15 protein-coding genes, 1 tRNA gene and 1 pseudogene are annotated in these 10,343 nt (G+C 59.4%); 10 read left to right on the top strand and 7 right to left on the bottom strand.

Annotated elements, in window-relative coordinates; translation table 11 throughout:
- Nucleotides 1-148 precede the first annotated feature (148 nt).
- The 7 genes from wrbA to C8D72_RS04320 all read left to right on the top strand — a co-directional run bounded on the left by wrbA (nt 149) and on the right by C8D72_RS04320 (nt 4,738).
- Nucleotides 149-760, top strand: coding sequence for an NAD(P)H:quinone oxidoreductase (wrbA, locus tag C8D72_RS04350; RefSeq protein WP_115853135.1), 612 nt, complete (start codon nt 149-151; stop codon nt 758-760).
- Nucleotides 761-762: 2 nt separating this feature from the next.
- Entirely contained in the window at nt 763-1,173 is a 411-nt protein-coding gene (locus C8D72_RS04345) for a DUF2069 domain-containing protein (RefSeq protein WP_115853134.1), read from the top strand.
- 87 nt (nt 1,174-1,260) lie between these two features.
- The gene (gene pdxH, locus C8D72_RS04340) at nt 1,261-1,905 is read left to right on the top strand and encodes a pyridoxamine 5'-phosphate oxidase (protein WP_115853133.1); all 645 of its coding nucleotides are present in this window, start codon (nt 1,261-1,263) and stop codon (nt 1,903-1,905) included.
- A gap of 76 nt (nt 1,906-1,981) precedes the next feature.
- The gene (locus tag C8D72_RS04335; RefSeq protein ID WP_245955144.1) at nt 1,982-2,584 is read left to right on the top strand and encodes a helix-turn-helix domain-containing protein; all 603 of its coding nucleotides are present in this window, start codon (nt 1,982-1,984) and stop codon (nt 2,582-2,584) included.
- Nucleotides 2,585-2,707: 123 nt separating this feature from the next.
- Nucleotides 2,708-3,028 carry a DUF1244 domain-containing protein gene (locus C8D72_RS04330; protein WP_115853131.1) on the top strand — a complete coding sequence of 107 codons (321 nt, stop codon included), beginning with the start codon at nt 2,708-2,710 and terminating at the stop codon, nt 3,026-3,028.
- Complete coding sequence (moaB, locus tag C8D72_RS04325) at nt 3,025-3,546, top strand: molybdenum cofactor biosynthesis protein B (protein ID WP_115853130.1); 522 nt, start codon at nt 3,025-3,027, stop codon at nt 3,544-3,546. Before C8D72_RS04330 ends, moaB begins: the two co-directional genes overlap by 4 nt.
- Nucleotides 3,539-4,738: a molybdopterin molybdotransferase MoeA gene (locus C8D72_RS04320; protein WP_115853129.1), complete on the top strand. Its 1,200-nt coding sequence runs from the start codon at nt 3,539-3,541 to the stop codon at nt 4,736-4,738. Before moaB ends, C8D72_RS04320 begins: the two co-directional genes overlap by 8 nt.
- Here C8D72_RS04320 and C8D72_RS04315 read toward each other — a convergent pair.
- The 6 genes from C8D72_RS04315 to C8D72_RS04290 form a co-directional block, all read right to left on the bottom strand.
- Complete coding sequence (locus C8D72_RS04315) at nt 4,724-5,302, bottom strand: acyl carrier protein phosphodiesterase (protein WP_115853128.1); 579 nt, start codon at nt 5,300-5,302, stop codon at nt 4,724-4,726. The genes C8D72_RS04320 and C8D72_RS04315 overlap by 15 nt on opposite strands.
- A gap of 8 nt (nt 5,303-5,310) precedes the next feature.
- Nucleotides 5,311-5,661 carry a TusE/DsrC/DsvC family sulfur relay protein gene (locus C8D72_RS04310; protein WP_115853127.1) on the bottom strand — a complete coding sequence of 117 codons (351 nt, stop codon included), beginning with the start codon at nt 5,659-5,661 and terminating at the stop codon, nt 5,311-5,313.
- A gap of 62 nt (nt 5,662-5,723) precedes the next feature.
- A complete protein-coding gene (gene tusB / locus C8D72_RS04305; RefSeq protein WP_115853126.1) occupies nt 5,724-6,011 on the bottom strand; it encodes a sulfurtransferase complex subunit TusB in 288 nt (95 codons plus the stop codon).
- A 31-nt stretch (nt 6,012-6,042) separates the two neighbouring features.
- Entirely contained in the window at nt 6,043-6,396 is a 354-nt protein-coding gene (gene tusC, locus C8D72_RS04300) for a sulfurtransferase complex subunit TusC (protein WP_115853619.1), read from the bottom strand.
- A 30-nt stretch (nt 6,397-6,426) separates the two neighbouring features.
- The gene (gene tusD, locus C8D72_RS04295) at nt 6,427-6,819 is read right to left on the bottom strand and encodes a sulfurtransferase complex subunit TusD (protein ID WP_115853125.1); all 393 of its coding nucleotides are present in this window, start codon (nt 6,817-6,819) and stop codon (nt 6,427-6,429) included.
- 103 nt (nt 6,820-6,922) lie between these two features.
- On the bottom strand, nt 6,923-7,588 hold the full coding sequence (locus tag C8D72_RS04290; protein ID WP_115853124.1) for a Bax inhibitor-1/YccA family protein: 666 nt from the start codon (nt 7,586-7,588) through the stop codon (nt 6,923-6,925).
- Between the two features lie 146 nt (nt 7,589-7,734).
- On the opposite strand from C8D72_RS04290, the gene C8D72_RS04285 reads away from it, so the two are divergent.
- From C8D72_RS04285 to C8D72_RS04275, 3 genes are all read left to right on the top strand, one after another.
- A tRNA-Ser gene (locus C8D72_RS04285) sits at nt 7,735-7,825 on the top strand.
- Nucleotides 7,826-8,182: 357 nt separating this feature from the next.
- Nucleotides 8,183-8,320: a hypothetical protein gene (locus C8D72_RS17515; RefSeq protein ID WP_170140496.1), complete on the top strand. Its 138-nt coding sequence runs from the start codon at nt 8,183-8,185 to the stop codon at nt 8,318-8,320.
- A gap of 114 nt (nt 8,321-8,434) precedes the next feature.
- On the top strand, nt 8,435-8,674 hold the full coding sequence (locus C8D72_RS04275) for a hypothetical protein (RefSeq protein WP_115853122.1): 240 nt from the start codon (nt 8,435-8,437) through the stop codon (nt 8,672-8,674).
- A gap of 55 nt (nt 8,675-8,729) precedes the next feature.
- Here C8D72_RS04275 and C8D72_RS04270 read toward each other — a convergent pair.
- Nucleotides 8,730-10,296, bottom strand: a pseudogene (locus C8D72_RS04270) (potassium/proton antiporter).
- Nucleotides 10,297-10,343 lie beyond the last annotated feature (47 nt).

Genomic DNA, 10,343 nt, shown 5'->3' with positions numbered 1-10,343 from the left:
GTTTGATTGTTAACTGAAACATAGCGCTAGCCATGCGCACTGACCAACCGAATCTGAAGGCCGTGCTGCCTGACAACCGCTGCCTCAATGGGCACAATGGTGACATACCTGCCAGAATTGGCCTCTATCGTTTCCACAAGGATATGTCATGACCCGACCCTACGTACTGGTGCTTTATTACTCCCGGCAGGGCGCGACACGCGATATTGCCCGTCACATCGCCGCAGGCATTGAATCGGTGGGCGGTATTGATGCCCGCCTGCGCACGGTGCCTTCGGTATCCAGCGAGTGTGAGGCGGTGGCCAGTGATATTCCCGATGAAGGGCCGATCTACGCCAGCCATGATGACCTTCGTGACTGCGCAGGCCTTGCCATGGGCAGCCCGACCCGCTTTGGCAACATGGCGGCAGCACTCAAGCATTTTCTGGATGGTACCAGTACGCTCTGGCTCAACGGGGCGCTGGTCGACAAGCCCGCGACGGTCTTTACCTCGACGTCCAGCATCCACGGGGGTCAGGAGAGCACGCTGCTGACGATGATGAATCCCCTTCTCCACCATGGCATGGTCATCGCAGGCATTCCCTATAGCGTGGATGAAATGTTCACCACGCGTACCGGCGGTACGCCTTACGGGGCCAGTCACTTCGCCGGACCGGACAACGACCGCAGCATCGATGAGCACGAGCGCGCGCTGGCAATGGCACAGGGCAAGCGTCTGGCACGGCTGGCACTGGCGCTTGAAACGACAAGAGGACAGTAGTCGTGCTGTTTCGCACCTTCGAGCAGCGCTACGGGGCGGCTGGCGCCCGGCAACGGGCGCGCCGGGTCGTGGCCATCAGCTGGGGCGTTCTTCTGGCAGTCACGCTGGTCACGGGGCTGGTATTGTCGCAGCGCGGCGGCACCGAGACACTGCTGCCCGTGCTGGTACGTATTGTGCCGCTGGCGCTGCTGGGGGTGGTGCTGCGCACCGAGCGCCGTCGGGGCTATGGCTGGCTGGCATTTGTCAGCGTGCTTTATATCATTCAGGGTGCGGCCATGCTGCAACTGCCGGGGCTATGGTGGCTGGGTCTTGTCGAGGCGCTTTCGGCGCTGACCCTGTTGCTCAGTGCCGGCAGCTACTCGTTTCTTATTCACCGCTGGCAACGTAACGATAATACCTCGGACACCGGGTAAAACGACTACCAGAGCCGTGAATCATGCCCGGCACACTATTGCGAGGCTGACCAGGTGACGCCTCCCGAAGCTTCAAGGAAACCGCTCATGAGCACCATTTCTGATTTGCGTCGTGATTATGCCGGAGACACTCTCGACCGTGACAGCACGCCCGAAGCGCCATGGCCTCTCTTTTCGGAGTGGCTCAACGCAGCGCTGGAGAGCGAGCGCGATGACGCCAATGTCATGACGCTGGCCACGGCCGACAATGAAGGCATCCCTCACGCGCGCATCGTGCTGCTCAAGGGTTTCGATGAAGATGGCATGGTGTTCTACACCAGCTATCAGAGTCACAAGGGCAGTGAGCTGGGGACCTGTCCTCATGCGGCGCTGGTGTTCTGGTGGCCGACCCTGCAGCGTCAGGTGCGCATTGAAGGCCACGTTGAACAGGTCTCCGATGACACATCCAATGCCTATTTTCACTCCCGCCCCAGAGCAAGCCAGCTGGGTGCCTGGATCTCCCAGCAGAGCGTGGAAATCCCGAATCGACAGTGGCTTGATGAGCGTACCCGTCGCTTTGAGAGTGCCTATCAGGACAATGAGGTGGATCGCCCGCCGCACTGGGGTGGCTATCGGGTCGTGCCAATCATGGTCGAGTTCTGGCAGGGTCAGCCTAGTCGCCTGCATGACCGGATTCGCTATCGTTGGCGGAGCACTGACGGTCACTGGCTGAAGAGCAGGCTGGCTCCCTGATGTCGAGGGCGGCCGGCCTCGGCCCGGAGTTATTCGTGCAAGGATGACAGATCGTGATGCAAGGATAGGGGCCAGCATGAATGTTGCCCGCGGGCAAAAGCCCTTCGTTGAGCCCCTGCGTCTGGGGGAGCGTCTGCGTGAGATTCGCCGTGCCCAGCAGTTGACGCTCGAAGAGGTCAGCCGCCGTACCGGCGTGGCACGCTCGACCCTTTCCAAGATCGAAAACGATTTGGTCTCGCCAAGCTTTGTGGTCGTGCAAAAGCTGATGATCGGGCTTGAGCTGGATATGCCGCAGCTTTTGAAAAGCCCGCGCAGTGCGCCCTGCAATGCCGGGCGGCGCGACCTGACGCGCAGCGGTCAGGGGGAGCAGCATCCCACGCCCACCTATGAGCATGAGCTTTTGTCGGCACAGCTGGCACAAAAACTCATGACGCCCTTCAAGACGATCGTTCGCGCTCGCAGCATTCAGGCCTTTCCGGACTGGGTGCGTCATGGCGGTGAAGAGTTTCTGCTGGTGCTGGAGGGCTCGATTCTGCTGTACAGCGAATTCTATGAACCTCTCCAGCTTGATGCCGGCGACAGCCTTTATTTCGACAGCGACATGGGGCATGCCAAGGTCTCCATCAGTGACGAGGACGCCCTGGTGCTGTCGGTTTGCGCGCCGGGCGAGCGCGCCTGACGCTTGACTGTCGCCGTCACAACTCTGTCCACTACTCGGGGCCCGGCTGAAGGCCTACAATATTTCTGCCCTCATCGTATCGTTTGCCTTTTGCAGCATTCAGGGCGTTTACAGGAGCTGAACATGGAACAACTGGACAAGCAGACCCAGACCGAGCTTGAGGCCGCCGCCTTTCGTCGTCTGCTCAAGCATCTTGATGACAACAAGGATGTGCAGAACATCGACCTGATGATTCTGGCCGACTTCTGTCGCAACTGTCTTTCCAAGTGGCTGGTGACGGCAGCCGAAGAGCGCCACATCGAGCTTGATCTGGAAAGTGCCCGGGAGCATGTCTATGGCATGCCCTACAGCGAATGGAAGGCCAATCATCAGTCACCGGCCACCGACGAGCAGCTCAGGGCGCTTGAAGCGCGCCAGAAGGAAAAGGAGAACGCATCCTCGTGAGTGACGATTTCATACCGCTCGATATTGCCGTTTTAACCATTTCCGACACCCGTGATGAAAGCAGTGACCGCTCCGGCGCCCTGCTGATTGAATCGCTTGAGCGGGCCGGCCATCGCTGTGTCTTCCGACAGATCATCCGCGATGAGCTCTATCAGATTCGCGCCGAAGTGGCGCGCCTGATTGCCGACCCGCAGGTACAGATCGTGATCACGACCGGCGGGACAGGGTTTACCGGTCGTGACTCCACGCCTGAAGCCGTCAGCGTGTTGTTTGATAGCCATATCGAAGGCTTTGGCGAGATGTTTCGCCGTCTCTCGCAGGACGACGTCGGTAGCTCAACCATTCAAAGCCGGGCACTGGCCGGGTTTGCCAACCACACGGCCGTGTTCTGTCTCCCCGGCTCTACCGGCGCCTGTCGCACCGGCTGGGAAGGCATGCTCGCTGAACAGCTCGACAGTCGTCACAAGCCCTGCAATTTTGCCAACCTGGTGATCCCCGGGCGGAGGCAGCATGGCTGACAGCGGTCGTTTACATACGCCGCAACAGGCGCTTGATTCGCTCTCGAACGGTTTAGAACCACTGCCTCTGGAATGGGTAGCGCTTGAGGCTGCCGGCGATCGCGTGCTGGCGCAGACGCTTCATGCCCGCCATGACACGCCGCCCTTTGATAACAGCTCGATGGACGGTTATGCCCTGCGCGCCGGGGATAGCGGCAAAGTGTTACCCGTCAGCCAGCGCATCATGGCCGGCCAGCAGTCAGCACCGCTGGAAGAAGGCACCTGTGCGCGCATCTTTACCGGCGCGCCTCTGCCTGAAGGCGCCGATAGCGTCATCATGCAGGAACAGGTGGAAACCCGTGACGAAGGGGTGTTTATCCCCGCCGGGCTTGAGGTGGGCAACAGCGTGCGTCTGCGGGGGCGCGAAATCACCACCGATGACGTGCTGGTGCGTCAGGGGTCGCGACTCAACAGCGCGGCGCTGGGGTTTCTGGCAGGCCAGGGTTTTGACCGAGTGCCGGTCTATCGAAAGCCCCGGGTTGCCCTGCTCTTTACCGGCGATGAGCTGAAACTGCCGGGTGAGCCCCTGGCGCCCGGGCAGATCTATAACGGCAACCGGTTCATGCTGCTGGATCTGTTGCCGCGGTTTGGCGCCGAGATTTCGCTGGTGGAACAGGTGCCGGACACCCTGGAGGACATGACGCAGGCGCTGGCGCGGGCATCACGCCAGGTGGACGTCATCGTCACCACCGGTGGTGTCTCGGTGGGCGACGCCGACTATGTTCGCCGCGCCCTGGAATCGCTGGGCGAGCTGGATCTCTGGCGCCTGTCGATTCGCCCCGGCAAGCCACTGGCGCTGGGGCACATCGATCAATGCCGTTTTGTAGGCCTTGCGGGTAACCCGGTATCGAGCTTTGTCGGCGCATGGCTCTTTTTGCGCCCGCTCATGGGTGGCCTGCAGGGGTGTGAAGCGATGCAGGCCCTGCCGGAGGTGAGCGCCCGGGCCGCGTTTTCAACCGAGACGGCCGGCCGCGATCACTACATGCGCGTCACCCTGCACTGGGAGGGCGATGGCTATCGCGCCGTGGCCTTTGAGGATCAGGACTCTTCCATCCTGCGCTCCTGTGTCAACGCCAATGCGCTGGCGGTCATCGGTGCCCATTCGCAGGTCACGCCGGGCGACAGCATCAGGTGCCTGCTACTGGTGAGCTAATGCCGCGGCATGCTCGCATGCCGCACGCTGCATCCATGGCCAGATCGTGTGAAAGCTCTCTTCCAGCAGCGGGTATTCCCGTTCAAGCCAGGGCGTCAGCTCGGCCAGCCGGTTGGGGCCGGACAGACGGCTGCCCACCCCGGCAATGGCCCGACAGGTGAAATCAAAATCCCCATAGGCTTCCAGCCAGTTCTCGCGGCAAAGATGCTCAAAAAGCCGCGTCTGCCGCGCCGGGATCATGGTGGGGTGATGATTCAGCACCCGATGGACGCGCCGATTCAGGGCGTCATCGGGGTAGAGCCTGGCAAGGAAGTGATCCCAGACGATATCCAGCGCAATGCCGCACACACGACGCTGCGCCTCGGGCGCCTGCTTTCTGAGGGCCAGCGTTACCTCATGATGATCGATCAGAGCGTCCATTCGGCGGTGAAACCGGACCCCCTGGACAAATCCGTCATCTCCCGCGGCCGGCACGGGGCCCTTGATGCCATCGGCGACCAGGTTACCCAGCATGAAAATGTCGCTGCCGTGACGTGCAAGCCAGGCGTGAGCAAGGAAGTTCAAGAGTTGACCTAAAGGCAGTTCGTGGGTCGCGGCAGGCCGGCAAGACGTGCGGCCACGCGCGCCGGGCTCTCGGGGAAAAGGGACATTAGATAGATCGATGTGCCCTTCTCTTCTCCCAGCTGCTGGCGGGTAGTCTTGACCAGTGCCCGCATGGCGGGGGCCATTTCAAAACGCGTATAAAAATCACGCAGTAGATCGATGATTTCCCAGTGGGCCGGCGTCAGCTCGCGCCCCTCGTGCTCGGCCATTTTTCGGGCCACTTCGGGAGACCAGCGTTCAAGGTCCTGCAGATGGCCATCGCTATCAAGTGCGATGCTGGTGCCATCAGCAAGCGTCAGAGTGTCCATATTCTGGGTCATGGGGTCTGGCATCGTGAAAAATGAGAGGTGTTGTATCGACGGGAAATCAGGGCGGCCGGGGGTCAAAACCAGCTGACAGTGCGATCGGTGCTGGCGGTCAGTGCCACAAAGCCTGCCATGCCCAGCGTCCCCACCGTGTCAGAGGTCGGCGTAACGCCTCTTGACGTACAGTCCTCTTCAAGCGCCCAGAGCTCAATATCCTCCGGCAATACGCGAGAGGTGGTGCCAGAGGCTGCGTAGACACCATCCTCGATCAGCAGAACATGATCGCCTTCTGAAACGGCGTCGGCAAGTTCCTGCAGGATGCTGGTGCTGAAGGGAGAACGATTGATCAGGTGAAGTGTGCTCATGGTAACACTCGTCGATGCCGGTAATGGCGTATTAAAAACTCATGACCACGTCGTGCCGGGCGATCAGGTCAGCGACACAGGCCTGCTGACACCCCGGCATCAGCTGACTGACCTCCATACCGCGCGTTTCAAGCGAGCGCTGGTCATACCACAGGGGTTCGATGTCATACAGTGACAGGCCTTCCAGCATGGCGGCACTGCCCTTTTGACCCAGCGCACCACGCTGCTGATGGGCAAGCAGTGCCAGAACGCCATCACCGCTGAAAAGTATTGTCGGCGGTTGTCCCAGCGCTGCGCCGACCAGCGCCGCCTCAAGCCCTTCGCGTACCCAGCTCGTGCCATGCGGTGGATGGCGCACGATGACCAGTATGCTTCTGGAATTCATGATGTCACTGCCCTGCCTGTCATACATGCCTCAAGGGGCAAAGGTAATCAATCGGTCATGTTGAAACGCTGCCTGCATGAGCTGGCCCAGGCCCGTCAGTTCAAAGGGTGCCTCAAGGGTAGGATGCGGGTGTCCGTGACGCCGTGCCTCGCCCTCGTCAAGCAGGCCGCGTCGAACGGCGGACGCCACGCAGACCAGCAGTTCGCAATGCTGCGTCTGATGAAGGGCTCGCCAGCGCTCGAGAAGATGAGGTTCATCCCGGGGTGGCGACATCATGCTGGCGGCGTTGTAGACGCCATCATGATAGAAAAAAACCGTTGCCACCCGGTGTCCCTGTGCCGGCAGGGCTTCGGCAAAGCGCAGCGCGCTGTGAGACGCCTGCTGACTATAGGGCGCCCCCTGCACCATCAGGGCATAGGTCAATCCTTGAGAGACCAAGACAACTCTCCTGAAACAAGCCTCTTGAAACAAAAAACCCTGCCCGAAGGCAGGGTTTCATACTAACAGATCATGACGTATCGATGGATCAGTCGCTGGAGGTCAGACCCAGGATCGACAGCAGGCTGATAAACAGATTGTAGATGGCCACATAGAGGCTGATGGTGGCCAGAATATAGTTGGTCTGTCCGCCATGGATCAGCTGGCTCGTCTCGTACAGGATCACGGCCGAGGCAAAGAGGACAAAACCTGCCGATACCGCCAGTGCCAGACCGGAGATGTTAAAGACCATCGCAACCACCATGGCCAGGATCAGCACGATGGCGCCGGCCATGATGAAATTGCTCAAGAAGCTGAAATCCTTGCGGGTAATCAGCGCGACCGCTGAAAGTCCCACAAAGGTGACGGCTGTCATGCCCAGCGCCGTCATGATCAGCTGCGGACCGTTGGACAGTGTCAGGTAGGCACTGAGAATCGGCCCGAGGGTGAATCCCATAAAGCCTGTAAACGCAAAGGTCGCCAGCAGTCCTGCGGCCGAGTTGGCGGTCTTGTGGACCAGAAACATCAGGCCGTAGGCGCCAATGAAAAAGACAAAAATGTTCATGCGCTGGATGCCCATCGACATCGCGATCCCGGCGGTAACGGCCGAGAAAAGCAGTGTCATGGCAAGCAGCATGTAGGTATTGCGCAATACCTTGTGTGACTCGACGCTTTTGGCCCCGGTTTGCGAGACCCCATAGGTTCTATCGACCATGGATCACTCCCTGCCTTGTGTCTAATTTGATGGAATTTTAACCAAGAATGAGCTTCAAACGCACTCTCTGCAAGTCACGGCCCTTTTGATTGAATTAAGCTCCTTGACCTTTGCTGACAGGCTGTTAAGATGCATCGCCGTAAGCCGGAGGGATGGCAGAGTGGTCGATTGCAGCGGTCTTGAAAACCGCCAAGGGTTTGTAGCCCTTCCAGGGTTCGAATCCCTGTCCCTCCGCCACTATCCGAAGAGCCTGCCGATCATTGATTGGCAGGCTCTTTTCGTTTGAGCGCTTTTCAGTAATCAAAAGCGTGCTCATCGCAGCCATGATAACGCCCTCTCCGATTTCGTGATGTCCCGACCTGGTTGTAAGCCATCGACATCATGATTGCTAACTTTTTCGCCTCGAAAATTTACAATCAAAACACGTGCGCTTACTGTTGCTGCTTCGATGGATATACCGAGGCAACCGTTTTGATACCTGTGCGTTTGCAGCAAGCTTCTGAGGCGGCCCATGATCACATCTCAAGGGAGGTCGTTCAGCAGCCGCTTGAGACGGGGGCGATCTGTCTGGAGCTCCGAGAGGACGGTTGCAAGGTGGACGAACTCTACCTCAGTGACGACATGCTGGAGGTCTTCATCAATCTTGAAGCCTGTTATCGCCAGCAGGGAATGAGCGATAGCACCGTGCGCGCGTTTCGTCAGCTGAGCCACTCCGGAAAATCCGGCCTGTAACGCGGCATCGACACTTCCTAGCCGTCACGGGCCCGCCCGGGGCCTCGGGTTGCAGAGTCATGACGCCTTGCCTAGGCTCATCTCAGGGTTATCCGATGATACGGGGAGGTTCAAATGGCCAACAGTGGACGCGGTTTTACCAGGGGCAACATGGAGCGCGAGAACGAGCACCAGGGTAATAATCCTCCTGCCGTATTCGACGCCGGTGACCGTCCCGGGCATGCCGGTGAGTTTCAGGAGTGTACGCCTCAGGGTGATCTGCTGGATGAATCGACACGCATTCAGCTTGATTACGACGATGAGCCATTGCCGCCGACGTCGGAGAAAAACAACAAGTGGCGCATGATGAACTAGGACACCCTTGTTGAAAGATAAAACGCCCGCTGATCAGCGGGCGTTCTGCTTCATGCTAGCCATGCAGCCTGATACCGACACGCGTCACGTTATTGCCTTCCACGTCCTGCACGATCCAGTGAATGCCGTGCCAGTCGATGTCATCCCCCACCACCGGGTATCCCCCTACGCGACGCGCGATAAAGGCGCCAAGCGTTTCTTCACGCTCCCAGCGTGACAGTGTCAGACCGTAGGCATCGGCCACATCCCCCATCAGGGCTTCGCCTGACAGGGCAAAGGCGCCAAAGAAATCGCGCTCCCGCTTGAGTTCGGCGTCGCCATTGAAAAGATGATTGATGGCATTGAGATCGTGGGTCCGGGCTATGACACAGGCCACATCCCCGGCCTGCAATTTCAGGCAGTACACCCAGCAGGCGACGTCGGGCCGGGGCTGTCTCTGCTGGTATTTCGACTCTGAGCCAGCGCGCCATATGGCCAAGTGTGGTGCCCTGCAGCACCAGTGAAATCAGCACCACGAAGAAGGCGACATTGAAATAGAGCGAAGCGTTCTCGACCCCGGCGATGACTGGAAAGATAGCCAGCACAATGGGTACACCGCCGCGCAGCCCTACCCACGAGATGAAGGCAAGCTCTCGCCAGCGAAATCCGAAGAAGGGTTTGAGGCTCAACAGGACCGACAGCGGGCGGGCCACAAAGATCAGTACCACGGCGACCATGACGCTGGACCAGGCGTAATCGACCATCTCGCTGGGCGTGACCAGAAGACCCAGCGTCAAAAAGAGGCCAATCTGACTCAGCCATGCCAGGCCATCATGCACGGGCAGGATAAACTCAAGATGCTTGCCACGGATGTTGCCGATCATGACGCCGGCCAGATAGATGGCCAGAAAACCGCTGCCGCCCAGCATGTTGGTCAGGGCGAACACGCTAAAGCCCATGGCCGCAGCCAGTAATGAATAAAGCCCCGGTGCCAGATCCAGCCAGCGCAATAGACGCCCCAGCAGCCAGCCACTGGCGACGCCTGCCACAGTGCCGATACCGAACTGCTCGACAAACATCAAAAGCGTGCCGGAGACGCTATCGATGGATCCGGCAAGGGTCTGCGACAAAATCAGCGTCAGAAAGATCGCCATCGGATCATTGGTGCCTGACTCGATCTCAAGCGTGGCGCCGACACGCTCGTTGAGACGAATCCCCTGCCCGCTGAGCATCGAAAATACGGCCGCGGCATCGGTGGATCCCACGATGGCCCCGACCAGCAGCCCCTGGAACAGGCTGAGATCGAACACCCACATGGCGAACAGCCCCGTCAGGCCACTGGTCAAAAATACCCCTAACGTTGCCAGCGACAGGGCAGGTCGCAGACCTACCCTGAAGGTCTTCATGCGGGTGCGAAGGCCACCGTCCAGCAGGATCATGGCAAGCGCCAGCTGGCCGACCAGATAGGCCAGGTTATAGTCGCTGAAATTGATCAGGCCCAGGCCGTCAACGCCGGCCAGCATGCCGATGCCAAGAAACAGGGGCAGCAGTGGCAGGCCAATACGCGCGGACACCCGGCTGGCCAGAATGCTCATGGCCACCAGTAATCCGCCAAGCAGGAATATGCTGTTAAAGTCGGTCACGGCGTTTTGTTAATAACCTCTTGTAATAAGCGGTAGTGTGCCATGAA

The organism is Kushneria indalinina DSM 14324 (genome assembly GCF_003385845.1).
GTDB lineage: Bacteria > Pseudomonadota > Gammaproteobacteria > Pseudomonadales > Halomonadaceae > Kushneria > Kushneria indalinina.
This window is presented reverse-complemented; position numbering and strand designations above follow the sequence as displayed.

Coding starts and splice junctions, on each gene's coding strand:
- C8D72_RS04275 (WP_115853122.1), top strand. CDS start 8,435: ATGGCCAACAGTGGACGCGGTTTTACCAGGGGCAACATGGAGCGCGAG.
- wrbA (WP_115853135.1), top strand. CDS start 149: ATGACCCGACCCTACGTACTGGTGCTTTATTACTCCCGGCAGGGCGCG.
- C8D72_RS04320 (WP_115853129.1), top strand. CDS start 3,539: ATGGCTGACAGCGGTCGTTTACATACGCCGCAACAGGCGCTTGATTCG.
- pdxH (WP_115853133.1), top strand. CDS start 1,261: ATGAGCACCATTTCTGATTTGCGTCGTGATTATGCCGGAGACACTCTC.
- C8D72_RS04335 (WP_245955144.1), top strand. CDS start 1,982: ATGAATGTTGCCCGCGGGCAAAAGCCCTTCGTTGAGCCCCTGCGTCTG.
- C8D72_RS04310 (WP_115853127.1), bottom strand. CDS start 5,661: ATGACCCAGAATATGGACACTCTGACGCTTGCTGATGGCACCAGCATC.
- C8D72_RS04290 (WP_115853124.1), bottom strand. CDS start 7,588: ATGGTCGATAGAACCTATGGGGTCTCGCAAACCGGGGCCAAAAGCGTC.
- tusB (WP_115853126.1), bottom strand. CDS start 6,011: ATGAGCACACTTCACCTGATCAATCGTTCTCCCTTCAGCACCAGCATC.
- tusC (WP_115853619.1), bottom strand. CDS start 6,396: ATGAATTCCAGAAGCATACTGGTCATCGTGCGCCATCCACCGCATGGC.
- C8D72_RS04330 (WP_115853131.1), top strand. CDS start 2,708: ATGGAACAACTGGACAAGCAGACCCAGACCGAGCTTGAGGCCGCCGCC.